Here is a 26,856-nt window from a genome sequence, read left to right as displayed (position 1 = left end):
TGTGTTTATAACGGGGAGTGTGCTTTATTTGGAATATCCGCTATTGGTCTTCATTTTCTCGTTCAGGACTTCCTGAAAGCTCTTGCTGTTGTCATTGCTGCGTTCCGACTTGGGATTGACCACGGGCTGAGGTCTAAAAAACTGATGATTGTAAGCCATTAAATTATGTACCGTTACGCTCATATAGATTCAACCTCCTTCCGTAATCTTCTCCTGTTGTTGCGTGAATGCGCATTTTCTTATCTCTTATTTAACCTGCCCTTTCCAGTCCTAAACAGTTTTAATGCAATTTCGCAAAAAAAATTCCCCGCACCCAAAGCGGTACGGAGAAAAAGGTAAGGAAACAGTGAATGTATACAGCTCAATTTTTTACTTTATGGCCATTCTGATCAATGATCCGGTGCAGCAGATTGTATTTCACCTGGTTCGATACCAGGGTAAGCCCGTACTGCTGAAGCTGCTTGTGGGCTTCAACCATCTGCTTGGCGAGTAATTGCTGACACCGACATAGCTGATACAGATCTATGGTCCGCCCGCCCAGGCAGCGAATCCGCTCATCGATCGTCGCAGAGATTCACGGAAAATGATGATAAACACAGTCAGCTAAAGCTTATTCCTCCTGCGGAATCCCGTCAACCACATTGACGGAGCTATCATTCTTTAATAGTATAGAAGAATTGAGAATTGAATTGGGGGAACCATCGTTGTCCATGAATAGTGAAAATACACAGCATACTCCTGAGAGCGTCAGTCCCAAGCTGCAGGCTGACTGTGGACAATGCTTTGGCCTCTGCTGTGCTGCGCTTCCGTTCGCCGCATCTGCCGATTTCGCCATCGATAAAGCCGCCGGCGAGCCTTGCCCTAACCTTCAGGAGGATTACAGCTGCGGCGTGCACCTGAACCTCCGAAGCATGGGCTTCAAGGGCTGTACGGTGTATGACTGCTTCGGCGCCGGACAGAAGGTGTCGCACTTGACCTTCAGCGGTCTCAGCTGGCTGCAGCATCCCGCAGGCGCACAACAGATGTTCGACGTGTTCGTGATGATGAGGCATCTGCATGAGCTGCTCTGGTATCTGACTGAAGCGCTGCCGCTGCAGCCCGAAGGCAGCCCGCTGCAGACTAAGCTGCAGGCCGCGCTGAACGAAACACAGCAGCTCAGCGAGCATGCCCCGGAGCAGCTGCTGCAGTTGGACATCACTGCCCAGCGTGAGAAGGTCAACACGCTGCTCCTGGAGTGCAGCGAGCTAGTGCGCGCCGAAGCGCTGCGCCAGGCGGGCGGCTCCTCCGCCCAGGCCAAGAAGTACGGCCGGGGCGCCAATCTGTTTGGCGCGAAGCTGCGGAAGGCTAATCTCAGAGGCGCGAACCTGAGAAGCGCGTTCCTGATTGCCGCCGACTTGCAAGGAGCCGATCTGCGTGGGGCCGATCTGATCGGCGCCGACCTCCGCGACACCAATCTCAGTGGTGCCGACCTGACGGGCAGCCTCTTCCTGACGCAGGCCCAGGTGAACTCGGCCACCGGGGATCAGGCGACCAAGCTGCCGCCGGGTCTTCTCCGTCCGGGTCACTGGACGGATTGAGAATTTTATTCGGCATAGCCGGGATTTGGCATACCCTGTGCATCAAGCACATACCCTTACGTAAACTATGTATGGATATGTGCTTCTTTACAATTCTTTCAAGCTTCTATTATAGTATTGTAGATGAGCACCATCTACATAATGGAGGGAAATTATGTTAAAGCTACTTGGAATATTCGCCTTATTCCGCCTGGTGGGCAATCCGCTGATCGCGCTGCTGATCCTGCTGGTGATTTTTTATGTGCTGGACCGCAGCTTCATCGGAGTCTTCCCCAGCATTACCAAGCCGTTCCGCAGAATGCGTCAAATCTCCAAGCTTCGCACGGTGATCTCGCTCAATCCTAACGACGTATCCTCTAAGTTTGAACTAGCCCGGCTGCTGGCAGACCGCAAGCGCTACAGTGAAGCCCAGCCGCTGCTGCAGAGCATTGAGGACCGTTACGCACAGTCAGCCGAATATTGGGTAGAGCTGGGACACGTCCATCTGATGTTGGGCAGCACCGAGCTGGGGGAAGCGCAAATGCTGAAGGGACTTGAGATCAACCGCCGGGCGCAATACGGCCAGCCCTATCTGCGTCTTGCCGAAGCCTTCCGCAGAACCGATCAGGATAAGGCGCTGCATTATGTCAGCCAGTTTCAGGAGATTCAATCCTCTTCCAGCGAAGCCTATTACCTGGCCGGCTCTATGTACAAGGCGCTGGGCCGAACTGAAGAGGCCAAGCAGGCATTCGCAGAATCAACAGCCGTCTACCGCACCTTGCCGGGCTACAAGAAACGCCAGGAACGCCGCTGGGCACTGCGAAGCTTCTTCGCGAAGCTTCGCTAGTTCTGCCCGCTGACCAGCAAGTACATTCTGCAACGGGCGCTCGAACCATTGATTAGTTGCAATTGTGCATCTAATTAGCGGATTTTTTCCGTTTTAGAGGAAATAGATGCGAATAAGCATCTAATTGGGGCTGCTCAGCGTAAAACGCCCGATTTACTCGAAATTAGTTGCACTTTCGCACTTAATCGCCCGCTGGCACATGATTCGACTGAAATTAGTTGCACTTTCGGTTACTACTCAGGACCCTGCGAGGATATAGAAGGTTGCTTGCGAAGGTTAGGGGATCGCTCTACCGTAATCCAAACCCTCCCCCACCCGAACTTCAGGTAACCTACGTCCTAACGGACCGTATAGCTCCTGTTTCCTCATTTCTGCGCTGGTTTGGAATGTAACGGACCGCATAGCCTCTATATCGGATAAACAGGCCTTACCTAGTGGGTTTTGGCTTGAATAGGGGCTCCTGAGTCCGTTAGAGCTGCAAAACAGCCTTTTTACAGCAAATAGGGGCTCCTGAGTCCGTTAATAGTCTGAAAGTTAATCGCTGGTTACCGGCGACAGCCTTCCTTTGGTTATGCTTAGCCTCCTTGTCGCGCCGTGTGGTAGGACAGGCTCGGACGAGGAACACAAGGAACACAAGGGGGGCTCTAAGTAGTAACCACTTTCGCATCTATTTGCTCCCTTCTGTTCCACAGCAACATACGCGCGTAAAGAAGCCAGCCCCCATAACGGAGACTGGCTTCTTTGTTTGGCATTCAAGCTGCCTACGAAAGATAAAGTTATAGACTTGCAGCAGCATTAAGTTAACGGGCAGGATAGTTCAACGTATTCCAGAAAAGGAAATAGAGGTAGCCTCTCCTTTATTTTATAATGCTGACATGGGCATACGGTTTGAAATAGGAAACCCTAATCCCTCTGTTACTGATGAGGAGTACAATAAACAAGTTCATTACCGTTCAACCAAATTGTTCAAAGAAACACAATATAGCGATGATGATATTTTTATAGAACAGCGGCAGCCAAGGACTATTCACTCGTCCATGGCTGCCGCTGTTTCGATTTCAAGATCAATCATCAGTTACATATCCAGGCTGTCCCGCTTGCTGTCACTGGCACTGCCGGAGAACGGCCACCAGTTGGCCCGGCCGAACATCCGTACCATAACCGGTACAAAAAACGGCAGGAACACCAGCGCATACAGCGCCAATCCCACAAGCACAACGGTGGCAATCTGCATCATCGACAGTACGCCGGACGGGAACATGGAAGCAAACGTCCCGCCCAGTATAACAACGGCCGACAGAATAACTGTACCCATATTGCGCATCGCATGCAGGATTGCTTCACGCACATCCCAGGACTTGTTCTCGTTAAAGCGTGCCATCAGGAAGATGCTGTAATCGACGCCCAGCGCCACCAGCATTACAAAGCTGAAGAACGGCGTCGTCCAGGTGATGCCTGAATAATTAAGCAGATGCACAAAGATCGCTTCGGTCACACCCAAAGACGTAAAGTAAGTGATCAGCAGCGAGGCGATCAAATACAGCGGCATCACGATCGAACGCAGCAGCACCACAAGAATAATGAAGATACCGCTCAGCATCAGCACCACGGTTCTGGAGTAATCCCTATTTGAGATCTGCTGCAGATCGCTGAAGGTGCTGGTCACACCGCTGATCGCCGTCTCGGCATTCTCCAGCGGGGTCCCATTGACTGCACGGTCCAGCGCTGCCTGGATTTCGTCCATACTGTCAATGGCTTCCGCACTGTAAGGATTCTCGGCGAATACTACATCGAGTGTCATTACCTTGCGGTCAGCCGACAGGTAATTGTCGAACACCTGCTGGATGCCTTCTGTTTCCAGCGCTTCTGCCGGTACCAGGAAGCCGCTCAGCTCCTCATCCTTGGCGTCCTGGATCTGAGTCAGAAACTGCTGCGCAGAGTCCAGTCCGCCGGTAATCTGTTTCAGGCCGTCCGCGCTGCTCTGCAGCCCGCTCGTCAGCTCTCCGATCTGTCCGGTCAGCTGGCCGAAGCCGTCGGCCAGCTGCTGCTGTCCGCCCTGCAGCTCACTAAGACCGGTGGTGATCTTCGGAATCTGACCGACGATCTGCCCTTGCCCTTCAGCCGCCTGGTTCAGGCCGGCCTGCAGCTTGCCGATGCCGGCCACCAGCTGATCCAGCCCGCCCGCCAGGGCCGTTTGCCCCGCCGAAGCCTTGGCATAGCCGGCATTGGCTTCGTTCAAGCCCGCAGCCGCGCCTTTCAGCTGCTCGGTAATCTGACCCAGCCCGGCCGCCAGCTTCGCGGCGCCTTCACCGCTCTGGGTCACGGTGCCCTTGATGGTCTGGTAGTTCACATCCTGCTGAAGCTCAGGATAGCTGCTCTCCAGACCGCTGAACGACGCCCGCAGGCCGGTCAGCGCACCGGCCACGCCCGACAGCTGCTTCTGCAGCTGTCCAAGCCCGCCATCCAGCTGGCTCAGGCCGCCGCCGATCTTCTTATAGCCCGCGAGCAGCTGTTTGTTGGCATCTGCCAGCTGGTGCGCACTTGCCACCGCCTGGCTGAGACCTGCCTTGATATCGCCCGCTCCGGCAGAACCGCTTCTGATGCCGTCCTCAATCCGCGACAAGCCATCACCAAGGGCGACAATGCCTTCCTTCAGCATAGCTGTGCCTTGGGTCAGCTCTGCGCTGCCTGCTACGGCTTCTGTCAGCTTCGGAGCATTGTCGCTCAGCTGCTGGCTGGCTTCAGACAAGCCATTCTGGATTTGGGTCAGTCCGTCTCCGGTCTTGACCAGGCCTTCCGACAAGGTTCCCACCTGAGTCGGAATGAGGAAATCGTTAATCAACTCACCCGTTGGCCGGGACAAGCCGCGCACCGATTTGACCCCTTCCACCTTAGCCAGCTCACGGCTGATTTTCTCAGCCAGACCCATGTATTCGGCATTATCCATCCGGTCGTCATTCTTGATTACAATCTTGCCCGGCATCGATTCACCGGGTCCGAAGCTCTCGGAGATGATGTTGAAGCCTCTAACCGAAGCGTAATCCGGACCGATTTCGTCCATGTTGTTAAAAGACAGCTTGCCGCTGTAAGTGAACAGGAACGGAATAACGATAACGGCCACGATCAGCAGCGCCGCCCAGGGTCTCTTTAGGGAGAATGAGCCTGCAGCGCCCCAGATCCGGCTTTCGCTGTGCTCAAGCTTGCCGCGTGAAGGCCAGAAGAGTTTTTTGCCCAAGACCGCCATAAAAAACGGCACGACTGTCACCAGCGCCAGCAGCATCACCGCAATCCCAACGGCCACCGCGACCGCTGAACGATACAGTCCGAAGTTGGAGAAGCCGATGGCCACGAACCCGACAAAAACAGCCAGCCCGGAATAGAACACTGTGCCTCCAGCCTTGCGGTAGGTTGCGACAATCGCACTTTGAGTATCGTCAGAGGTTGACAGCTCCTCCTTGAAGCGGCTGATCAGCAGGATGCAATAATCCGTCCCGATCCCGAACAGCACGGCGACCATGAAGATCTGCGTGAAGGTAGACAACGGGAAATCAAACCGGTCCACCAGAAAAGCAACTACCGATTGCGAGACGATATAACTCAAGCCGACAGTCAGCAGCGGCACAAACGGTGCCACCAGCGAGCGGAACACAATAAAAAGAATTAGCAGAATAAAGACCACGGTAATATATTCCGATTTCTTCAGCCCCGCTTCGGAGCTTGAGATCGTGTCTTCGGTAATCAGGACTTCACTGGTCAAATAATGATCCACGCCCACATCCTGCAGGAGCGCATCCACTTTGGCCGGCAGCTCGGTGACAGCCTGCTCGTCGCCCTTGATGGACAAGGCGGTCATAATGGTCTTGCCATCTTTGGCGATCAGCGTATCCGCAAGCTCAGGCAGAGAGAAGGGTTCGGTAATCGAATCCATATGAAGCGACTCCTTATTGGCAGCCAGCTGCTCAATGCCCTTCTGGATGTTTGCCTTGTCATCGTCTCCCAGCCCATCCGGCTTATTGAAGACCAGTGCCACCTGATGCAGTGTTTCCCCGCCTTTGGTATCCGAAACCTCCTGCATAATTTCTGCGGCTCTGGAGGAAGAGTACCCGTCCGGCACCGAGATCTGCCCTTTCTCACGCACCAGATCAGACATGGACGGAGCTGTCAGAAACAGCACCACAGCCGCCGCCAGCCAGAGGACGATCACGCCCCATTTTGCTTTGATAATCGTATTCAACTGTTTTTCCCTCCCGTTTCCTGCATTAATTGGCCAAGCTGCTCAAACATCATGATGAACTTCTCAATATCCTTCTCATCAAAATAAAGCAAATACGGGGAGACAACCTCCTGAACCTGCTTCTCTGCCGCATCAAAGGCCGTTCTGCCATAGTCCGTCATCGACAGGTACACTTGCCTGCGATCCTGCTCGTCACGGTTGCGCTCAATCATGCCAGCTTCCACCAGACGGTTGATGATGGCTGTAATCGAGCTTTTGCCAACGGCGGAAGATTCAGCCAGATAGGTTGAAGTACATAACTCCTGCCCGTTGATCAGCCGCAGGATCAGATACTGGTCATTGGTCAGCTCAGAAGCAATGCTGTCCCTGATCTGCGCGTTAATCCGTTTCGTTACCAGCAGATAGGCATCCAAATAACGGTTGATGTAGTGTTCAACATCTTTACTCAAAACTCCGACCTCCAAATAATAGTTCATGTGTGAAATAGTTTCACTGTAAAACTATATTGGATTTTTATGTAAAAGTCAACAGCAAAACAGGCCAAGAAAACTACTCCTGGCCTGCTTATATATTGCAGGATATAGCTATTATATGAACAGCCGGCATGTCTGATTCGGCTCAGTCTTCATCCTCGGCTTCTTCCACCTCATATACACAGCGAAACATTTCAATCCCGGCGGCATTCTCGCCCAGACTGTAGACCATGAATCCAAGCGCACGGTAGAAATCAGCCGCGATCTCGTCCTCGGTCTCAGCCAGCACATAGCGGGGCTGGCGGGAAGCCAGCAGCTCCAGAAGCATTCCGCGGGCGTACCCCTTGCCCCGGTTCTCCGGCAGGACGGCAATATGGCGAATATCCAGCGATCCGTCCTCCGTCTCCTCAAAGCCCACCAGGCCTACCAGCAGGTCTTCTTCTTCCCAGCCGCCCAACTGCAAAGCCGGTGTACTGCCATACTCCAATTGTGCGTCTGCCATGGCCTCCGGCTCAGCCAGAACGGCATAAGCCAGCAGTTCTTTCACTTCAGCCGTATCCAGCAGCGGCTTCAAATCGATCAGCATCTATGAATTCTCCCCTCATTCTTCCAGATTAATATACCGCAGACTGACTTTCTGCATCCTAAGCCTTATTTCAGTTTATACAGGCAGTATCCTATGCCTACGCCTAGCACATTCAGCAATAAATCGTCAATATCCAGGCTACCGACATGCAGCACCATCTGCATACATTCCAGTACAGCTATACATAATGCACTGCTAAACAGCATTCCTGTAAACGAACGATAAGATGGCTTCACGAAGGGCAGCAGATATCCAAAAGGAATAAATACCGCCACATTTCCGAGCAGGTTAATCATCCGTATCATAACCGGCACCCCGTTATCCGGGTTCAGATAGAGCTGAATCGTTCGCAGCGGGACAAGATTGTACTGAAGCGGACCCCCCGCACGCGCCTCCCGGCCAAAACCGATAAACATCCAGTAAACCACCAGTGCGGTGTACACGACCAGCATAAGGCTCGCCCAAGGATGCGAGGTCCGGCGCGCTGCCGGTTTCCTTCCTCTGGCCGCTTGCTTCTTGCCGGGAGAGGCCGGCTTCCTGCCGCGGGCAGGCGGTTTCCTTGGGCTGCTGCGCTTATTAGCGATGACTCTCACCTTCAAGGATGTCAATCGTGCCGTCATTTCTGCCAATAATCGCCAGGGAAGCAATTCCGATGAACAGACCATGCTCCACGACCCCAGGGATCGCCTGCAGGGCAAGTGCCAGCTCCGGCGCGGAGGTTATGACTTCGAAATGGCAGTCCGCTATGTAATTGCCATTGTCAGTAAGGTACAGTTCTTCACCACTGCGTCGAAGCTGCGGCACACCGCCCAGCTTGGCCAGCTCGGCAACTGTCCATTCCCAGGCGAAGGGAACAATCTCTACCGGCAAAGGGAATTTGCCCAGTGTGTGTACAGCCTTGCTCTCATCGGCAACTACAATCATCCGCGTGCTGTTGGCGGCCACAATCTTCTCGCGCAGCAATGCCCCGCCCCCGCCCTTAATCAGCTGCAGCTTGCCGTCCAGCTCATCCGCACCGTCAATCGTCAGATCAAGACTGCCAATCTCTCCGAAGCCGACCAGCGGAATGCCCAGCCCGCGGGCTTGCTCTTCGGAAGCACGCGAGGTGGCTACACAAGTGACCTGCAGCCCTTCACGCACGCGTTCGCCCAGCTTCGCAATAGCCCAGTACGCAGTTGAGCCTGTGCCAAGGCCTACCTTCATCCCGTCCATCACGTACTCTACCGCTTTTTCTGCAGCCAGCTGCTTCACATTAACACCCATTGTCCATACCCCCATGTTATCCGTTATAATTAATACTATCATTGCCTATACTACACATTCAGGAGGATTCCCATAATGAGAACCGAGAATCAGATTCAATCCAAAATCAACGAGTTGACGCTGCAGCGCAGATCCCTGGAAGCCAGAAGGGCCGAAACCAACGCCAATCTTCCGCAGCGTGATCATCTGCAAGCCCAATTGCAGCGGGTGGAAGACATGCTCATGATGCTGGAATGGGTGCTGAACGCACCTGCAGGCAAATATCACGTGTAAGGCAGCTTGTACAGATTAGGCCAGCTGCTTACCGTAGCAGAGGCTATCCGGGTCCCCGATATAAGGCCCATACAACTCAATTGGACGGTAGCCATGCTTCATATACAGTCCGATCGCTTCGGGCTGCTTGATTCCGGTCTCCAGCCGCAGTTCCCTGTATCCGGCGGCGGAGGCCTGCTGCTCCAGGAAGACCAGCATTCGGGTGGCGATCCTCAGCTTGCGGCATCGGCCGTCTACATAGAAGCGCTTAAGCTCCATAGCCCCCTCATAGCCAATGGAGTCCAGCGGCCGCAGTCCCCCGCAGCCTACCGCTTGCCCGTCCAGATAAGCCACGATAAAAGTCATCTCCCTGACCTTCGGATCAGTGAAGTCCACCTTATATATCGTTTCGTGCGGATAACGGGCATGCAGCTCGTCATCCAGACGGTTTATCAATGCTCTCAGCTCCGCATGCTCCGGCTCTACAACTATAAATTCCACTTCGTTCACAGATTGCACTCTCCGTTCTCTTGTCAGCTTGAAATTGCAACGTCCCGGAGATTAAGATCAGCTCCAGCATCCGCGCCGCTGACAGCAGCGGCAACGTTAATATATTATCATGACGGGCATACTGGCGGAAACGGAAGTTTTTTTGCAGACCCTGTAAGCGCTCATCATTCTATAAAGTTATTTTGAAATATTCATATTAACAGTTGAAACTTCATCAGCCATGTCTCATAATGTAATTAGATATGCCGCTTGTCAATCCATATGGAAATCAAGGGAGGATACACTGTAATGAAATTTTTCTTGGATACCGGTAACATTGAGGAAATCAAACGTATAACCCGACTGGGACTCGTGGATGGCGTTACTACAAATCCTTCGCTGATTGCTAAAGAAGGCCGATTGTTCAAGGATGTAATCAAGGAAATCGTAGCGATTGTACCCGGACCTGTCAGCGCGGAAGTTATTGGCCTGAAAGCCGAGGACATGCTTAAGGAAGCTTATGAAATTGCCGAGTGGGCTCCGAACGTCGTAATCAAGCTGCCTATGACTGAAGACGGTCTTGAAGCTTGCTACGAACTGACCAAAAAAGGCATCAAAACCAACGTAACGCTCGTCTTCTCCGCGGCACAGGGCCTGATGGCCGCCAAAGCCGGAGCAACTTATATCAGCCCATTCATCGGTCGTCTCGATGATATCGGCGTAGACGGCATGAAGCTGATCAAGGATCTGAAGACGATCCTGACCAACTACGGCCTGAAATCGGAAATTATCGCTGCCAGCATTCGCAATATCGCTCATGTAGAGCAGGCTGCCATTGCCGGTGCGCATATTGCCACCATCCCGGGCTCATTGCTGCCATCGCTCTGGAAGCACCCGCTGACAGACAGCGGCATTGAACGTTTCCTGAAAGACTGGGAATCTGTTCCCCAAGCCTAATATCGATATTACCCAAGCCGTCAGCTGAGATTGTTTCAGCTGGCGGCTTTTTTGTGCGCTTATGGGAGGTTACAAGTGGTTAGTTTCTTAAGTCCAATCCGCCGATTTAGTTGAAATTCGGTTAGTTAGGCCTCAGCGAGGATTTAGAATGTTACTCTGGAACGTTCAACGCAAATAGATGCGAAAGTGCAACTAATTCCAGCTGAAGCCTCTGTCAGGAGGCGATTAAGTGCAATATTACAACTAATTTCGAGTAAAACCAGTCTTCAACGCTCAAACGCCGGAATTAAGTGCTTATTTGCAACTATTTGCTCCAAAACGAAAAAAAACGGAAAATTAGATGCACTTTTGCAACTAATTCAAGGGCTTGGACTTAGCAAACCACTACGAAGTTCAATCTTCGATATTCTCATCATACGGCGGCCTAAGCAGTAACCACTTTCATATCTAATTGCGCTGACCTCGCTTCAGACCTAACCTGTAGCTGGCGGGTTGACGAAATTAGTTGTTATAATTATAATTGTCATAACAAGTATATAGGAAAGGGATGTCTGATATGTCCTTGTCTTCCCCCAGCAATTTCTCGGCTTCATGCTTGGCTCTGCCTACCGCAGAATAAGCACTCTATTTGCCCGTGCCCTGAAGCCTTACGGTATTACCCCGGAGCAGTGGTCTGTGCTGTTCCTGGTAGCCGGACGCGAAGGCATCAACCAGAAGGAGGTGGCTGCAGCAGCAGCCAAGGATCAGCCAACCACGGCGCGGATTGTTGACTTGCTGCTGAAGAAAGGCTTCCTGGAGAAGTCAGTCAGCCCTTCCGACCGGCGTGCTTTTCTGCTGAATGCAACGGCTGCCGGCAAGCAACTCCTGGTGGAGACGCTGCCGCTGGAGCAACAGAACTTCAATGCCGCCGTTGCCGGCCTCTCGGCTTCACGGCTGGAGGAGCTGCGCGCCATGCTGGAGCTTATCCACGACAATACCGGAAATATGGATCACGAACAGGAGAACTGAGTTTACATGAATACTGCAACCGAACGATTATGGACCAAATCCTTTCTTATGCTAACCCTATGCAATCTGCTGCTGTTTATCGGACTGCAGATGACCTTATCCACTCTGCCCGCCTATGCCAAGCAGTCGCTGCAGGCCACCTCCTTCCAGATCAGCCTGGTCACCGGCTTGTTCGCCTTAAGTGCAATCGCCGCACGGCTATTCTCGGCCAAAGCCATGGAGAAGGGCGGCCGGAACCTGCTGCTCTACCTTGGCCTGGCCCTCAGCCTGACAGCTGTCGGCGGCTACTACTGGGCAGGCAGCATGCTGTCTCTGCTGCTGCTGCGGATGCTGTTCGGCATTGGCTTCGGTATGGCCAGCACCGCCTTTCCCACGATGGCTTCGGATGTGATTCCGGTCCGCCGGATGGGCGAGGGCATGGGCTATTTCGGCTTATCCACCAGCCTGGCGATGTCTGCCGGACCGCTGATTGGCCTCAGCCTGCTCCAGGGTCCCGGCTTCGGCTCTTTGCTGCTATGCACGCTGGCCGTGATCGCCCTGATCGTGCCGCTGACCTACAGACTAACCTCCAAGCTGCCTGCGCGGCATGTAGAGCCGGCTGCCATAGTAGAGGATGGGCCATCCGGCACCGGGCACCTGCGCAAGCTCGCCCTGCCTTGCCTGCTGAACTTCCTGCTGTCCGTTTCGTACGGCGGACTGCTTGGATTCCTCGCGTTATACGGGCTGGAAGCAGGCCTGACGCATGTGGCCTATTTCTTCCTGTTCAACGCTGTTGCCGTAGTATTTATCCGCCCCATCTCAGGCCGGATCTATGACCGTTTCGGGCCGGCCGCCCTGCTGATCCCGGGCAGTCTGTTTATTATCGCTGGCCTGTTCCTGCTCTCCTACGCCTCATCCACCACTGCCTTGTTCCCGGCAGCGCTCTGTTACGGCATTGGCTTCGGCTCCATGCAGCCTTCGCTGCAGACCTGGATGATCCAGGCCGTTCCGCCACGCCAGCGGGGGCTGGCCAACGGAATGTACCTCAACTCGCTGGATCTCGGCGTGGCCGCCGGCTCCATGCTGCTGGGCTCCATTGCCTTGTTCACCAGCTACGCGGCCATGTACAGGTACTCCGCGCTGGCTCCCGCCCTGCTGCTCGTTCTGTATGCGGCGGCGTTACTCTGGCAGCGCCGCCGCTCCGGCGGCACCGGTCATCTGCTGCCGCCGGGCCAGCCCGCAGCAGAGTAAGCCCGCCAAGGTCAGCGGGCGCGCTGCGGGCGAAACTGCTTGTCGGACTTGCCGGCTTCGGCAGGGTCCGGCTGCTCCTTCTCTCCTTTGCCCGGCGTCACCGCGAACAAAGTCAGCAGCCCGCCGACCGCCCCTGCGGCGGCCATCGTGCCGAACAGCAACCCATGCCCTCGCGGCAGCAGCAGCGATACTGCAGGAGGTCCCAGCGACACCCCTATGAAGCGCATGCTGCTGTACAGCGAGGTGATGGTGCCGCTGTTTTCTTTTTCTATCCCCTCTGTAATCAAAGCATCCATGCAAGGCAGAGCTACTCCAATGCCGATACCACCTGCCGCCATGCAAGCAACCCCATAAAAGATTCCCTCATGAAATCCTGCCGCCAGCATCGCTCCGGTCACCAGCACCATTCCGCTGAAGCCCAGCCATTTCATCCGGGCCTTGTTCTGGCCCATAATCTTGCCGGTTCCATAGGAGGCCAGACAGAGCAGAGCCAATGGAATCGCCAGCACAAACCCCTTCCTCGCCCCATGCATCTCATATTTCGACTCCAGAATCTCCGACAAATAGAACTGGACACCAAAGGTGACAAACATGCAGATGCCGCCAATCGCGAAGATGGCATATAACCAGCGTCCTTTTTCATGCAAAATGCGGACAATCCCGCCCATAAACTCCTTGATCCCCTGCGGTTCGGCTTCTTCCTGGCGCTTCGGCTTCTTAACCAGAAACAGCACCAGCCCAAATGAAATAAGGCACAGCACCGGAATCGCAATAAAAGGCGCATACCATAGCAGCAGTCCCAAATACGCCCCCAGAATCGGACTCAATACCTTGCCGAAGGTGTTGGAGGTTTCAATAATGCCCAGACTTCGGCTGACCTCGCGTTCATCGCTGAACAAGTCGCCCACGAATGGAAGCACAATGGGAAAAGCTCCCGCCGCTCCGATTCCTTGCAGCAGGCGTCCGCCCAGAATAACCCAATATGCGTCCACTCCGTTCATGAACCAGGCGGCAGCCACACAGACAGCCCCGCCCGCAGCGGCAATAATCAGGCTTGGCAATATGATCTTCTTCCGTCCGAAACGGTCGGACAGATAGCCGGCTACCGGAATCATCACAATTGCCATTAGGCCATATACAGTAATCAGCATACTCACTTGAAAAGCAGAAATGCCCAGCTCCCGTGAAATTTGCGGTAGAATGGGCAGCAGCATGGAGTTGCTCAGCGTCATTATCAGCGGGATGGAGGCAAGCGCCAGCAGGTCCCACTTCTTGTCCTTCATCGTCGAACCACCTTTAAACATAATCAGAGCTCTTTCTATTGTGGTTTGTTCTGACTGATTTATGTATACTGCGAAATAGTACTAACGTCTGACACAGCAAAAAACCACCTTTGAAAGGTGGTTGAAGCTTCCTGCGCATCTATTTTGATAAAAAATCAATGGCGGTTTTATTGTACAGCTACCGATTCGTTGCCTGCTGCTTGCAGAACGCGTTCAGGCAAAAAGGCGCTGGGCTGGCCCAAGCTGTAAATATGCAGCAGATGCATGGCCCGGGTGCAAGCCGTATAGAACAGCTTGCGCTCACTCTCGCGGCCGTAACGCTCTGCCGACCCATCATAGATAATGACTGCGTCAAACTCCACGCCTTTGGCCAGATACGCTGGAAGCACCAGCGCACCCTTTTGGAAGTTCGGTGTATCCTTGGTGACCAGCCTTACTGGCAGCCTTCCCTTCAGCTCAGCGTGTACATGTGCGCTCTCCTCCGCAGTCTTGCAGATGACAGCCACATAATGATAACCCAGATCCTGCAGCTTGCGGATATCCTGTTCTACCGAATCCAGCAGCTCAGCCTCACTGGAGACCCTACTCAGCTGGGGCTCCTCTCCACGCCGGTTAAACGGTACTATCTTCTCGCCGCCTGGTATCATAGCACGGGTAAATTCCACGATCTCATAGGTGGAACGGTAGCTCCGCGTCAAGGAGATCACTTCCGTATTCTCCTCCCCGTACACACTGACCAGCCCTGCCAGATCGCCCAGCACCTCGCCCTGGGCATAGATGGCCTGGTTCAAGTCACCCAGCACAGTCATTTTGGCCCGCGGGAACAGCCGCCGCATGAACTCCAGCTGGAAGGGGGAATAATCCTGCACCTCATCCACAATGACATGGCGGATCAGCGTATTGGTGCGGAAGCCCTGACTCAGTTCTTTCAGATATAAGAATGGAGTGGCATCCTCATATGCCAGTTCATTCACAGATAAGGATTCCAGGGTTTGACCGCAGATATTCTCCCAGCTCGCCGGAAGCGGCTTGCCGCCGCTTAAGCTCTCGATGTATTCACGGCCTTCGAACAGACTGCTGTACAGGCCCTTCACATCCACGAAGCGCCCCCGCTTGGTCCACACCCGCAGCGGTTTCAGCCTCTGGCTGATCAGATAGCGGGCCAGCATTTCTTTTTCCAGCTCGAAATCGTCAAAGCTCTCCTGCCTCCCGCCGCTCTTGCGCCGCAGCATCTGGTATGCCCGGTGATAGTCGCTCGAATCCAGCAGCTCGATCTGATCCTCCACCCAAGCCGCACTCCGCTCCTCTACACTGAACGCAGCAATCCGCTTGAGCAGCCAGCCTGTCATCAGTTCCACCCGGTTAGCCAGCTTGATCGCCGGATCATAGCTGTAGAACTGCTGCTGCATTTCTTCTTTGGTTACGATCGCTCTCCCCTGGAAGGTCAGCGGCTTAAAGCGCATTCCGCTGTTCTCCAGCGTAGTCGCAAATGTACGGATTACATCCAAGAACACCACAGAGGATTTGTAGGCTATCCCGTCTCTGCGCACGGAAGCTTCGGAACTATCCGGAGCATTCAGCAGCTTCTCCGTCTGATTGAACACATCCTCCAGCTGGAACTCACTGCCGAGGCGGTGCTCCAGATACATCTGGAAGGTAGTCTGCTGCATATTCTCCTCCCCCAGCTCCGGGAGCACGGTCGATACATAACTGTTGAACAGCGGATTCGGCGAGAACAGCAGCATCTGGTCGGCTTGCAGCACTTCACGGTATTTATACAGCAGATAAGCTACCCGCTGCAGTGCTGCGGAGGTTTTGCCGCTGCCCGCCGCCCCCTGCACCACCAGCATGCGGGTTCTGTCATTGCGGATAATCGCATTCTGCTCCTTCTGGATTGTGGCCACGATGCTCTTCATCCGGTCATCGGCACTATGGCTTAGCACCTGCTGCAGCAGCTCATCCCCGATGGTCATGCCGGTGTCGAACATCACCTCGATCGTTCCGTCATGAATCACAAACTGGCGTTTCAGATCCATCGTGCCTGCCACCTCGCCTCCCGGCGTTTGATACACTGCCGGTCCGGGAGCACCGTCATAATAGAGGCTAGAGATCGGAGCACGCCAGTCATAGATGAGGAAGGTACCGTTATCCTCCATCAATGAGCCGATTCCCAGATAGATCTGCTCGGAAGTTCCATCCGGCCGTTCGGTGAAGTCAATTCTGCCGAAATACGGTGAGGTAACCAGTTTTTTATATTTTTTGAGCGCTTTGCTGGATTGAAGATGATGCCGTTCGCGTTCATTCAGGATCTGGGCTTGCTGCCGCAAGCTGGTCGAGGTCTCGCCCAGATCGTCGGGACTGCTGAAATTGACCGTTACCTCTTCCCAGAAGTCCTTGCGCATATCAACTACATCACTCCGGTGGAGACCAAGCTCCTGGGAGAGGTGCTGAATATGGGCGGCGAGGAGTCTAGTTACTCCGCTTACCCGTTCCTGCTCTGCTTCCCATTCGCTGTTTTGATTATCCATTTTAATTCATCCCCTCTGGAAGGTTGACTTTCAGTATTTATTCTTCGCACATTTATTTCAGCGAAAATCGGCTCCGAACGACTTTAACTGTAATCCGTACAGCTATTATCCGTCAAAACGCTGCTGAAGCTCCAAACGGCCTCTTTTAACTGTACCAAACACACTTATATCTTCTCAAGCAGCTAATTTCGCCATTATAGCTGCACGAAATACAGTTATAATCCCTGTGATTCTTCCTTATCCTCACCATTAACCCGGTTGATCTGTTCGGCTACGCGGTCCAGCCGTTCCAACTGATAGCCGTAATCATAGATCGCCGCTGCCACCACCGAGAGTCTCAGCTGGCCTGCCTTCTCCGGGTTGTAGCCGTTGATGGCCGCTTCCAGGAAGCGGTCGTTATCCTCCTCCAGCGGCTGGGTATCCGCGGCCCCCCGCTTCAGCTTATCTTCAAATTTCAGCAGAATATGCTCGTGAGATTTAATCAGCTGCTCCAGATGGAGGTCAAATAGCCGATCTGTCCCTTCAGACCTCTCCGCCTGGAAATAATGGCGCTCAATCGCCTCAAGCACCTCATAGCCCTTCTGCAGCGAAGACAATAAATTTTTGTAAACGACCATTTGCCGGGTTTGGCTGTATTTGGCGCGACGCAGCTGCTTCTGCTCCTCTTCGAACAAGCTGTATTTATCAGCCAGTGACTTGATGGAGCCTTCCAGCGTGTTCTTCTCGTCACGAAATACACTTTCCTTCATCTCATGCGACACCGCTGTGCGCAACAGCAGCGACAGGCTGGAGAATACATTCTCAATCTGTTTGATATACTGCTTGCGCGGCTGTGGTGGGAATACACTGATGTTAATCACAAACGCGGAGACAATCCCCGTCAGAGTCAGCAAGAAGCGGGTCAGCGCGAATTCCCATTGGCCGGAGGCTTCCATTACGGAAATAACGGTGACCAGCGTCAGGCCGATCGTATCCCCCCGGTTCATCTTCATACTGATCATTATAACCAAAATACAAACCAGACCGACGGCAATCGGTTCATTGGACAGCAGCATCCCTCCCAGCAGCGCCAGAACGGCCCCAATGGTGCTGGTCTGAATCTGATCCAGGAAATAGCGCCAAGAACGGTAGATCGAGGGCTGCATTGCAAAAATAGCGGCAATCGCCGCACCCACGGGAGAAGAGAATTGCAGCAGCGCGGACATATAAAGAGCTAGTGTTACTGCCAACCCGGTTTTGAGAATACGGGCACCAAAAGCCAAATTCATCCCTCCTAAATAAATGTGAGCATCAGCTATGCTATTCCCTAACTTATGGTTAATAGCCATCCATCATGCAGATAGTTAAGATTGTGATACAACCATTATTACCCATCGTTCCTGCCAGCGAATTTATCATAACTTAAGCTGCGTTTCATAATTATTGTAGTTTTCAGGGAATACTGAAAACTGGCATGCCCATTACATTGCAAAGCAGGTGCAAAAATGAGAAACAAATTGACCCCGATTACAGCACTGGCAGCTGCCATGCTGCTTAGCCTTTCCCCTGCCTCGGTACTCGCAGCGCCCGGCACCGGTGGGGGATCTCCCACTCCGGTCCCCGATCAAATCCGCGCCGGACAGGAGCATCCTCATAACCCTCACGCAGTGAACAAAGAGGGTAAATTCAGAGCAGGCGGACACTTCATCCTGGCCGAATCGGCCCGGCTGCTGGAGATGGACCGGGCCGAGCTGGTCACCAGCCTGAAGGCCGGCAAGACTCTAACCGAGCTGGCCAAGGAGAAAAAAGGCTGGAACGAGGACCAGTTCATCCAGAAGCTTAACGAAGCTGCCGGCGCAAGGCTGGATCAGGCAGTCGCCGACGGCCGCCTGAGCGCAGCCGATGCCGCCAAGCTGAAGTCCAATCTGCCGCTTATCCTCAAGCAGCACATCGGCAAGATCGGCCGTTTCCAGGAAGGCCGGCCGGGCGGCGAGCACGTGAAGACGCCGTAGAATCTTCTTCCACTCCATAAAGCGGATACCTGCCGTTTCTGCGGCAGGTATCCGCTTCTTTTTGTAAATATGATAGGTAGCTTGTTTGCACTCTGTAATTAAATCCGCTTACCGTTGCGATTCTTCTTCTCTCTGGACTCCCTGTATTTCTGAAACAAGGTTATCGACAACATCAGCCAGGCCCCGCTTACCGCATACCCGCCGATCACATCACTTGGATAGTGAACCCCCAGATAAATCCGGCTCCAGCCAATGCCGCCGGTCATGAAGACCACGAGCAGAATCAGCACCACCCGTTCACGCCTGGACCTGAGATGGCGCCACAACAAAAAAGCAGTCACACCGTACAGGGAGAAAGCAGCCATGGAATGCCCGCTGGGAAAGCTGAAGCCCGCCTGTTCGATCATCCGGTGAAGATCGGGACGCTCCCGGCGGAACCAGAGCTTCATCAGCGTATTCAGCACCTGCGAACCTAGTCCCACCCACAGGAACAACACGATCTCCACACGGTGCTTCAGCAGCAGGAACAGCAGTCCCATTACCACTAATGAAATAACTATCGCAAGCTGGGTGGACCCTACAAGAGACAGTGACTTCGCCAGTGAAGTAAGCGGCGCAGATTCCGCAGACTGGACAGCATGGATTATCGCAAGATCGAAGGCAGCTGCCCGGTCCAGTTGGACAAGCACGGCAATGAAGACGAAGCAAGCCCCAAATCCCAAGAAAAAGCGAAAACTCTTGAACCTCTTAAGATAGTCGAGCATATCTAACCCCTTGTCTGATAGAAGGCTATTTAACCCATTTCCGGCGGAGCTTATCCGCATGGTATAATCAGTAATAAATCAATTCATTTCACAAAAATGGAGTGCTGCCAAAGTGGAAAGTCTAAAATTGCAGGAGCGTTTGTTGAACCAGTTCATCTCAACAAAAGTACCCGTGACGATCTTTACTACGAACGGAGTCAAAATGCAAGGGCTTGTAACCTCTTATGATGCGTATACCATTACCTTGCACGGCCAGGGTGACGGACGGCAGAATGTGCTGTTCAAATCTGCGGTATCCACTATTGTACCGCTGAAGCCCGTATCACTCAAATCATAATTCCAGATCATACAGGGAACACCGGAACAACTCCGGTGTTCCCTGTTTGTCTCTCTGCTACAAGGGTTGTACTACCCCTGAAAGATCACAGGCTTGACACATACCGGCTTGGACACTTCTGCTGTGTTGCCTGTGAAGTCAAGCCGGCCGCTCTGTGCGTCTACAGTAAACACAACCAGATTATTGGCATCGCGGTTAGCCACAATCAGATACCCTCCGTCAGCGGTCAACGCGAAATGGCGCGGGTGTCCGCCCCGGGTCGGCACATGCTCAATCACGCTAATTTCTGCCGTGGCACTATCTACCTTGTACACAACCAGACTGTCATGCCCGCGGTTGGAGCCGTACAGATAGCTTCCATCCTGAGACAGGGCGATTTCTGCACAGATATTCTCGCCTATGAAATCCTCCGGCAGGGTGGAGACAGTGCTTACTGGGTGCAGTGTACCCGTCTCCGGTTCATAAGTAAACGAAGTGACAGTGGAATCCACTTCATTAATAACATAAGCAGAACGGCCGTCCGGGTGAAACACAAAGTGGCGCGGTCCTGCACCCGCATGCAGCTTGGTATCCTTATGCGCCTCCAGCGTCTTGGCCTCGGCGTTAATGCGGTAGGAGCGAATCAGGTCCAGGCCAAGATCTGAGACAAACACATAATTGCCGTCCGGGCTGAACACTGCTGAATGCGGGTGCGGACGGTCCTGGCGCTCGGGATGACTGCCATGGCCGCTGTGCTGGGCAACATCGGTCAAGCGGCTCGCCAGCTTGTCCTCATCCAGCTCGATCAGGCCAATACTGCCTCCATGATAGCTGCACACAATTACAAAAGGGCGCTGCGGATCTCTGGCAATATGACAGGTTGTAGTCTGCGCAGTGCCGGCGGCAGGCATTGTAGTAAGCCGGCCCAGCTCCTCCAGCGTGCCGCTCTTTGGATCAATCCTGAAGGTAACGACCTCTCCTTCCTTCCCTCCTGCACCGTTGCTTTTCTCCGCGATGGCATATAGTCGTGAAGCAGTGGCATCTACATTCAGAAATGTGGGATTGGTTAATCCTTGCACTCCGTCCAGCCGCAGCAAGGTGCCTCCCGCCTCCGCATTGAATTCGAATACCTCTACGCCGCTTTCCCCCGTGCTTGCATAGGATCCTGTGAATATCAATTGTCTGTTGTGGCTGTTCATGTGTTCGAACTCCTCCTTCAGTTATGGTTAGTTATGTTTCAGTTCTATGTACCGCAATTGCAGCCATCTTTATAATTTACAGTTTTTAAAGGCCTATGACAAATGCAGCGTAACAATTGTCACAAAACATTTCAAAAATAAGACTTCTCAAAGCAAAAACGGTATGATATAATGAAAGCGCTAACATCAATTAATTTATTCCTTAACAAAGGGGGAACACGAATGAGTAGCATCCTGCTGGAAGCCAGAAACGTATATGAGGACTTCGAGGTGGAAACGGACATTCTGTTCTTTAAGGTCGGAGACCATGACCAGGTCATTTTTCACGGCAGAAATTATAATATTAAAAAGAGAATGACTGCCGAGCAACTAAACCGCCTGCTATCTCATTCAAGTTATTATCACGTCTATGGCAGCTGTTATGTGAATCTGAACAAGATCAGCTCCATAGAGGACGACTGCATCTACTTCGGACAAATGGGCTTGTACGCCAAGAACGTGCGAGTTCCCAGACGGAAGCAGGACAACATCCGCCACATGCTGAAGAATCTGGGTTCTTAGGCGGATCACGAATCCGCTGCCTCACAAAAAGCCGGAAAGACATGGTCCGCCATGGCTCTTCCGGCTTTTTGCTTGAGATTCTTTAGATTAATGAAAACTTAAAAATATTAAGTGCTTTTTTATACTTTCTTAAGGTTTACGAATCTGTTTTCTGGTAAAGTTGTAGAAAGAGAGGCAACACCTATATTGAAGGGAGTCATTACTTATAATGGACAAAAAAGATCTGAACGAAAATGAACACCAGAACGACAATGGGACGACGGAGGAATCAAACACCTTCGAGAATAATAAAGCTCCTGCCCCTGCAGATTCCGCTGCAGCGCCGGAATTAATCAAGGCTAAGCCTGCCGCAAATGTTCCCGTGATGAACAAAGTAGGACAAACTCCACCGGGAACGCCATCAACTCCAGGCAAAGGCGGCAAGGGCTGGATGATCACTTCACTGGCACTCGCTGTGGTGCTTATCATTGTATTGATTAAACCGCCATTCCAGAAGACTGATTCTGCAACAACCGTTGCGTCTGTAAATGGTACCGATATAACCAAAGAACAGCTGTACGATAAATTGCTCGAAGCAGGCGGCGAGAGTACTCTGCAAGGTCTGATTACAACCAGTCTGGTTGATCAGGAAGCCGAGAAGGCCAAGGTTACTGTAACCGATGCCGACATCGAAGCTGAAATCAAGGATCTTACCGCACAATTCGGCGGCGAAGAAGCCTTGAATGCCGCACTGACCCAGAGCTCGATGACCCTTGATGACCTCAAAGAGCAAATGCCGCTGCAGATCAAAGTACGCAAGATTCTGGAGCCGCAGATCAAGATTACGGACGAGGATATCAAAAAATATTTCGACGAGAACAAAGCCACTTACAATGTTGAGGAACAAGTTCGCGCTTCCCATATCCTGGTTAAGACCCAGGCTGAAGCCGACGCCATTCTCAAACAGCTGAAGGATGGCGCAGATTTCGCTGCCCTTGCCCAGGAGAAATCAATTGACCCTGTTTCAGCGGCCCAAGGCGGGGACCTCGATTTCTTCACCCGTTCAATGATGGTACAGGAATTCTCCGATGCTGCCTTTAAGCTCAAGACTGGAGACTTAAGCGGCGTAGTTAAGAGTGAAAAAGGCTACCACATTATTAAGGCGACAGATCATAAGGATGCCCACAGCTATACTCTGGATGAGAAGAAAGAAGAAATCCGCAAGCTGCTGATCCAGAAGAAGGTCAGCGAAATGTCCGCTACTTGGATGGAAGAAACTACAAGCAAAGCTAAGATTACCAACTCGTTAACGGACACCGACAAACCTGAGGTTTCCCCAGCAGCCTCTCCGGCAGCTACAGCTGAACCAGCTAAAAAGTAATATAACAAATAAAAAGCAGGACAAGCGCTAACCCGCCTGTCCTGCTTTTTATTTGTTCTGTCAATGGCCCTTCTTGCGGATCTGCTTGTCGTGGTTCTCGCCCCACTCCTTGGCCTGTGCTGTGGCAATAGCAATGGCGCGTCCTTCTTCATAGCCGTCATCCAGCAGGGCGTTGGCTATTTCTATCGCCTTGTTGCGAACAGGTGCCATGAAATTCTTCATTGAATCCGGATAGTTGTCCTTATCCCAGGGCATAACAAAAACCTCCTTGATCAGACTAAATATTATTTAGCCCACTTCAGGAGGTTCTAAACACTAACTTAACTTATTTATGGATCTTCACACGGTCTTCAATCGGCTGGAATTCCTTCTCGCCTGGTGCAGTAACCGGCTTGCCGAACGGCATCTCTGCGATCAGCTTCCACTCCTGCGGAATCCCCCACTCTTTCTTCACTTCATCGTCAATCAGTGGATTGTAATGCTGCAGCGAAGCGCCCATGCCTTCCTCAGCCAACGCCGTCCACACAACAAACTGCAGAATTCCGGAAGATTGGTTAGCCCACACCGGGAAGTTGTCAGCATAGAGCGCGAAATTCTCCTGCAAAGATTTCACTACCGTCTGATCTTCAAAGTACAATACAGAGCCATATCCGGCCTTAAATGAAGCCAGTTTCTGCGCAGTGCCCTCGAATTGCTCGGTTGGCACAATTTTGCGCAAAGCATCCGCTGTAATATCCCACAGTTTATCATGCTGCTCACCCAGCAGCACAACGGCTCTTGAGCTTTGGGAGTTAAATGAGGTAGGGCTATGTAGAACGGCCAATTCCACAATCTCCTGGATTTTTGCATCCGATACTGTAGATTCTTTACTGATGGCATACACGGAACGTCTGCCTTTTACCGCTTCAAAGAAATTTGTAGACATAATATGACTACCTCCATTATTTAAGTTACTTACTTTTGTTTATCTTAACACTTTTTATCCTGGAATACAATACCTCCTTCCGCTTGCGCAGCAGTTGGATTGTTTAACACCTCTTATTGTGAGGGTCCATGAGGCTATTTATTCTTTCCAAAATCGATCCCTCCCAAACCCTCCCTTCCAAGGGAGGGCCCCAAAGGGTTGCACCCTCTGGACACCTGCAAGTTTGGCGAATGAGCCTGGCGGTACTGTGATTAGTAGGCTGGGTGGGGAGAGCGCTTATCCCTGCGGGACCGCTTGAACGCCGCACTGTCCGGCCCGCTATCCCTGACGGGATGCACGCCGGGGGCTAAGGTCAAAGACGGGCTGTTCCTTCGGAATGCGCAAGATCTTAAGGGCAAAGGCGGGCTGTTCCTTCGGAATGCGCAAGATCTTAAATGACAAAGGCGGGCTGTTCCTTCGGAATGCGCAAGATCTTAAATGACAAAGGCGGGCTGTTCCTTCGGAATGCGCAAGATCTTAAGGGCAAAGGCGGGCTGTTCCTGCGGAATTCGCAAAACCTTCTTACATTACAAAAAAGGTTGCCCGCACATTTCTGCGCGGGCAACCTTTTTTTGAGGAATATTATTCGCGTACGATATCAATCCAGCCGTCCGGAGCTTTCTCCACCTTGGCATGAAGGGCTTCGGCCAGCATCCGCAGCGGAACATAAGCATCGCCGTATTCATCTACGAACACTGGCTTCTCCAGCTTCACTTTGGTGCCATTGACCATTACGTCGGCTGAGCCGATTTTGAAAATAAGCGTATCCCCATAAACATCATCGGTAACCACGATCGCACGGTTCACTGTATCCCACTCCACATCAGCACCCAAATCCTCGGCAAAATAACGCAAAGGCACATATGTGGTGTTGCCGTCTACAATCGGATAATAATAGTCATCATCCGGACCGATACTAATCTCCTTCTTGGTTATTCCCATGTCTTCCTTAAGGATGCGGTACACATCCGAGTTGGTCTCGAAATTGCGCAGTGTCTCACCAGGAGTCAAGCTCCCCGTTGAAACATCCAGGGCCCCTTCAGCACTGATTACATCAGCTTTTACAGCTCCGCCAATATTCCAGTTCTGTGTTTCAGCCTTGAAAGAAATGCTCTCGAGCGGCAGCTCATCGCTTGGCGGCAGCGCCACATTCAGGTCCATCGTCTGCTTGCGGATATGCAGCGAGCTATCCATGAAGATATCTGTCTTCAGACTGGTTCCCTTGCCGAGAACCGTCTTCAACTCAGGCGTGGATTCATACATGCGGGCAAGCTGCTGATCATAGACCAGAAGCAATGCGTCGACGCCTAATTTGGCAGCATCGTGTACAACGGTCACTACCGCTTCCTTGTCGTCCAGTGGAATCTCTGCGAATCCGAGATCAAGGGTGTTTCCATTGTCCATGGCTTCTGCCTTAATCATCGGGTAGAGGTAATCATATAAACCGCTGATGACTTGGGTGAATCCCTCTGTATCCTTAGAGATCGATTTCAGGAATTCCTTAAGAAGAGCAGGAAGCTGGTCGCCGCTGATTTCAGCATGGATCTTGGTCAGATTAAGCTGTTCTCCATAGACCGCTTCCGTCACTGGTGTGATATTGATCACTTCAGGGTTAGGCAGGTTACGGACGATAAACTTGGTCAGGAGTTTCGTCAGCTCCTGTGCTTTGGCTGTATCCAGTCCTTGCAGCGCAAGTGTCATTTCATCATCGGTAAGTGGAATATAAAATGGCTGTTTGGCACCTTCTACGTTAAATACGACAGCATCTGTGTTCATAAACAACGAGAACGGAATATCCATCTGCTTAAAGCCGATAGACCCTGCTGCAGACACGTTGCCGTTGTCCTGCACCTTGGCATTAAACACCTGCAGCGTAAAGGAGTTCACCAGATCAACCATAGCCTGGTCTTCGGCGCTGATTCCTGCAGCAGGAACAGCCTTCACTGAGAAGCTCATGCTGGATTCAGAGGATTTGACATCCAAATTCCCTTCCAGCGCTTTCCCTACATCCATTCCTCCGACAGGTTGACAGCCGGCCAATACCAGCAGCAGTGCGATAACAGGCAGCAACCACCTTGTCCTTGCTTTCATTTTACTCATAACATGTCTCCTCTACCCTATATTGGTTGAATCGTAATTCACAGTTTGGATTTCACCCTAAATTCAGTAAACTCCGCCACTCTATATGTACCCATTCATCCGAAACAAGAAACCTGACAATGGCTAAAACTGCCAGATGACCCGGATAAAAAGCCCACCAGACCCAGCGCGGAATCCGGTGCCGCTCCAGCGCTCCCCAATACACAGGCAATAAGCCGATTAACAGAGTGGGCACAATACTAAGCATCTGCACTTCCCAGCGGAGATAGAAGAAATAGAACAGGTTAAGCACAAAGTGGGCGATGACTACCCCGTAGGAACGGGTGTAGCGGAACACCAGCACCAAAAGCAGCCCATAAGCGTTATAGTCGAGCGGGAAGTATTCCATAAATGCACAGGCGGCTACCACCACCGGCAGCCCAAGCCATGGACTTGGCAGCTTATCCAGCAGCACTAGCACAAGCGCCGAGAGCAGCAAGGTGAATACCACATTTAAGCCGCCCGGGTCCAGTGCCAGATTGTAAGGCACCTGGGCAATCAGAGCGATCAACAGCAGACGCAGCAGGTATTTAGGTCTGGATGATGTATGTATATGCCCTTGTACCAGCGCATAGCAGTAAATTGGAAAAGCAATTCTTCCCACGTATCTCCAAGTGAGTTCTCCCGGAAAAAAAATATAGCCGATGTGGTCGATTAGCATCGTCAGCATGGCGATAATTTGCATTGCAGTCCTCCTTCAGCTTGGGATGCTCGGCTCCCTGACATTTTTCATCCTATTATCTAATGTTTTCCCTCAAGCCGCAAGCACTAGATTATAATTCGCAGATTAAGTATGTCAAAGAGGCCGCCCCCGATTGTTACGGGAGCAGCCTTCTATGGATAGACGCCATACTCC

At 52.3% G+C, this 26,856-nt stretch carries 27 protein-coding genes and 1 pseudogene; 12 read left to right on the top strand and 16 right to left on the bottom strand.

Annotated features, from left to right (window positions below):
* Positions 1-24: 24 nt before the first annotated feature.
* Entirely contained in the window at positions 25-183 is a 159-nt protein-coding gene (locus B9T62_RS39935; protein ID WP_169834360.1) for a hypothetical protein, read from the bottom strand.
* Positions 184-346: 163 nt separating this feature from the next.
* Between B9T62_RS39935 and B9T62_RS39930 the strand changes: the two genes are divergently transcribed.
* The 4 genes and pseudogenes from B9T62_RS39930 to B9T62_RS41740 all read left to right on the top strand — a co-directional run.
* On the top strand, positions 347-493 hold the full coding sequence (locus B9T62_RS39930) for a hypothetical protein (protein ID WP_169834359.1): 147 nt from the start codon (positions 347-349) through the stop codon (positions 491-493).
* Between the two features lie 211 nt (positions 494-704).
* On the top strand, positions 705-1,577 hold the full coding sequence (locus B9T62_RS09985) for a pentapeptide repeat-containing protein (RefSeq protein WP_425436645.1): 873 nt from the start codon (positions 705-707) through the stop codon (positions 1,575-1,577).
* A gap of 154 nt (positions 1,578-1,731) precedes the next feature.
* Positions 1,732-2,403 (top strand): tetratricopeptide repeat protein, encoded by a 672-nt coding sequence (locus B9T62_RS09980; protein ID WP_087915120.1) that lies wholly within the window; start codon positions 1,732-1,734, stop codon positions 2,401-2,403.
* Between the two features lie 794 nt (positions 2,404-3,197).
* A pseudogene (locus B9T62_RS41740) lies at positions 3,198-3,395 on the top strand (DUF3885 domain-containing protein); the annotation flags it as partial.
* 83 nt (positions 3,396-3,478) lie between these two features.
* Here B9T62_RS41740 and B9T62_RS09970 read toward each other — a convergent pair.
* The 5 genes from B9T62_RS09970 to rpiA form a co-directional block, all read right to left on the bottom strand.
* Positions 3,479-6,637 (bottom strand): MMPL family transporter, encoded by a 3,159-nt coding sequence (locus B9T62_RS09970; RefSeq protein ID WP_087915118.1) that lies wholly within the window; start codon positions 6,635-6,637, stop codon positions 3,479-3,481.
* A complete protein-coding gene (locus tag B9T62_RS09965) occupies positions 6,634-7,086 on the bottom strand; it encodes a MarR family winged helix-turn-helix transcriptional regulator (protein ID WP_245864410.1) in 453 nt (150 codons plus the stop codon). Before B9T62_RS09965 ends, B9T62_RS09970 begins: the two co-directional genes overlap by 4 nt.
* 169 nt (positions 7,087-7,255) lie before the next feature.
* Entirely contained in the window at positions 7,256-7,696 is a 441-nt protein-coding gene (locus B9T62_RS09960; RefSeq protein WP_087915116.1) for a GNAT family N-acetyltransferase, read from the bottom strand.
* Between the two features lie 65 nt (positions 7,697-7,761).
* Positions 7,762-8,316 (bottom strand): VanZ family protein, encoded by a 555-nt coding sequence (locus tag B9T62_RS09955; protein WP_169834358.1) that lies wholly within the window; start codon positions 8,314-8,316, stop codon positions 7,762-7,764.
* Positions 8,273-8,959, bottom strand: a complete 687-nt coding sequence (rpiA, locus tag B9T62_RS09950) for a ribose-5-phosphate isomerase RpiA (protein ID WP_087915114.1) — start codon at positions 8,957-8,959, stop codon at positions 8,273-8,275. Before rpiA ends, B9T62_RS09955 begins: the two co-directional genes overlap by 44 nt.
* A 75-nt stretch (positions 8,960-9,034) precedes the next feature.
* Here rpiA and B9T62_RS09945 point away from each other — a divergent pair, with 75 nt between their 5' ends.
* Positions 9,035-9,232, top strand: coding sequence for a hypothetical protein (locus tag B9T62_RS09945; RefSeq protein WP_087915113.1), 198 nt, complete (start codon positions 9,035-9,037; stop codon positions 9,230-9,232).
* 15 nt (positions 9,233-9,247) lie between these two features.
* Here the strand turns inward: B9T62_RS09945 and B9T62_RS09940 are convergent, their stop codons facing one another.
* Complete coding sequence (locus B9T62_RS09940) at positions 9,248-9,721, bottom strand: GNAT family N-acetyltransferase (protein ID WP_087920208.1); 474 nt, start codon at positions 9,719-9,721, stop codon at positions 9,248-9,250.
* Between the two features lie 288 nt (positions 9,722-10,009).
* On the opposite strand from B9T62_RS09940, the gene fsa reads away from it, so the two are divergent.
* The 3 genes from fsa (at position 10,010) to B9T62_RS09925 (ending at position 12,895) form a co-directional block, all read left to right on the top strand.
* Positions 10,010-10,657 (top strand): fructose-6-phosphate aldolase, encoded by a 648-nt coding sequence (gene fsa / locus B9T62_RS09935; RefSeq protein ID WP_087915112.1) that lies wholly within the window; start codon positions 10,010-10,012, stop codon positions 10,655-10,657.
* Positions 10,658-11,248: 591 nt separating this feature from the next.
* Positions 11,249-11,665 carry a MarR family winged helix-turn-helix transcriptional regulator gene (locus B9T62_RS09930; protein ID WP_087915111.1) on the top strand — a complete coding sequence of 139 codons (417 nt, stop codon included), beginning with the start codon at positions 11,249-11,251 and terminating at the stop codon, positions 11,663-11,665.
* Between the two features lie 6 nt (positions 11,666-11,671).
* A complete protein-coding gene (locus B9T62_RS09925; RefSeq protein ID WP_087915110.1) occupies positions 11,672-12,895 on the top strand; it encodes an MFS transporter in 1,224 nt (407 codons plus the stop codon).
* Positions 12,896-12,906: 11 nt separating this feature from the next.
* Here B9T62_RS09925 and bcbE read toward each other — a convergent pair whose 3' ends face one another.
* The 3 genes from bcbE to B9T62_RS09910 form a co-directional block, all read right to left on the bottom strand.
* Complete coding sequence (bcbE, locus tag B9T62_RS09920) at positions 12,907-14,178, bottom strand: bacillibactin exporter BcbE (protein ID WP_087915109.1); 1,272 nt, start codon at positions 14,176-14,178, stop codon at positions 12,907-12,909.
* Between the two features lie 167 nt (positions 14,179-14,345).
* On the bottom strand, positions 14,346-16,706 hold the full coding sequence (gene helD / locus B9T62_RS09915) for an RNA polymerase recycling motor HelD (RefSeq protein WP_087915108.1): 2,361 nt from the start codon (positions 16,704-16,706) through the stop codon (positions 14,346-14,348).
* 215 nt (positions 16,707-16,921) lie between these two features.
* Complete coding sequence (locus B9T62_RS09910) at positions 16,922-17,968, bottom strand: FUSC family protein (RefSeq protein WP_087915107.1); 1,047 nt, start codon at positions 17,966-17,968, stop codon at positions 16,922-16,924.
* Positions 17,969-18,190: 222 nt separating this feature from the next.
* Here B9T62_RS09910 and B9T62_RS09905 point away from each other — a divergent pair, with 222 nt between their 5' ends.
* Entirely contained in the window at positions 18,191-18,697 is a 507-nt protein-coding gene (locus tag B9T62_RS09905; protein ID WP_087915106.1) for a hypothetical protein, read from the top strand.
* Between the two features lie 98 nt (positions 18,698-18,795).
* Here B9T62_RS09905 and B9T62_RS09900 read toward each other — a convergent pair whose 3' ends face one another.
* Positions 18,796-19,419, bottom strand: a complete 624-nt coding sequence (locus tag B9T62_RS09900; RefSeq protein WP_245864409.1) for a phosphatase PAP2 family protein — start codon at positions 19,417-19,419, stop codon at positions 18,796-18,798.
* 154 nt (positions 19,420-19,573) lie between these two features.
* Between B9T62_RS09900 and hfq the strand changes: the two genes are divergently transcribed.
* Positions 19,574-19,798, top strand: coding sequence for an RNA chaperone Hfq (gene hfq, locus B9T62_RS09895; protein WP_087915104.1), 225 nt, complete (start codon positions 19,574-19,576; stop codon positions 19,796-19,798).
* A gap of 71 nt (positions 19,799-19,869) precedes the next feature.
* On the opposite strand, the gene B9T62_RS09890 is transcribed toward hfq, so the two are convergent.
* Positions 19,870-20,976, bottom strand: coding sequence for a lactonase family protein (locus B9T62_RS09890; protein WP_087915103.1), 1,107 nt, complete (start codon positions 20,974-20,976; stop codon positions 19,870-19,872).
* A 222-nt stretch (positions 20,977-21,198) separates the two neighbouring features.
* On the opposite strand from B9T62_RS09890, the gene B9T62_RS09885 reads away from it, so the two are divergent.
* Positions 21,199-21,537, top strand: coding sequence for a LytTR family transcriptional regulator DNA-binding domain-containing protein (locus tag B9T62_RS09885; protein WP_087915102.1), 339 nt, complete (start codon positions 21,199-21,201; stop codon positions 21,535-21,537).
* A gap of 208 nt (positions 21,538-21,745) precedes the next feature.
* The gene (locus tag B9T62_RS09880; RefSeq protein ID WP_087915101.1) at positions 21,746-22,897 is read left to right on the top strand and encodes a peptidylprolyl isomerase; all 1,152 of its coding nucleotides are present in this window, start codon (positions 21,746-21,748) and stop codon (positions 22,895-22,897) included.
* Positions 22,898-22,957: 60 nt separating this feature from the next.
* Here the strand turns inward: B9T62_RS09880 and B9T62_RS09875 are convergent, their stop codons facing one another.
* The 4 genes from B9T62_RS09875 to B9T62_RS09860 form a co-directional block, all read right to left on the bottom strand.
* Positions 22,958-23,152 (bottom strand): DUF2188 domain-containing protein, encoded by a 195-nt coding sequence (locus B9T62_RS09875; RefSeq protein WP_087915100.1) that lies wholly within the window; start codon positions 23,150-23,152, stop codon positions 22,958-22,960.
* A 70-nt stretch (positions 23,153-23,222) separates the two neighbouring features.
* On the bottom strand, positions 23,223-23,822 hold the full coding sequence (locus B9T62_RS09870; protein ID WP_087915099.1) for a nitroreductase family protein: 600 nt from the start codon (positions 23,820-23,822) through the stop codon (positions 23,223-23,225).
* 621 nt (positions 23,823-24,443) lie between these two features.
* A complete protein-coding gene (locus B9T62_RS09865; RefSeq protein ID WP_087915098.1) occupies positions 24,444-25,961 on the bottom strand; it encodes a copper amine oxidase N-terminal domain-containing protein in 1,518 nt (505 codons plus the stop codon).
* A 52-nt stretch (positions 25,962-26,013) separates the two neighbouring features.
* Positions 26,014-26,685, bottom strand: a complete 672-nt coding sequence (locus tag B9T62_RS09860; RefSeq protein WP_087915097.1) for a TraX family protein — start codon at positions 26,683-26,685, stop codon at positions 26,014-26,016.
* Between the last annotated feature and the right edge of the window lie 171 nt (positions 26,686-26,856).

The sequence above is a fragment of the Paenibacillus donghaensis genome, assembly GCF_002192415.1.
Classification (GTDB): Bacteria; Bacillota; Bacilli; order Paenibacillales; family Paenibacillaceae; genus Paenibacillus_AQ; species Paenibacillus_AQ donghaensis.
The sequence above is the reverse complement of the archived record's forward strand: the minus strand, read 5'-3'. Positions and strand labels throughout refer to the sequence as shown.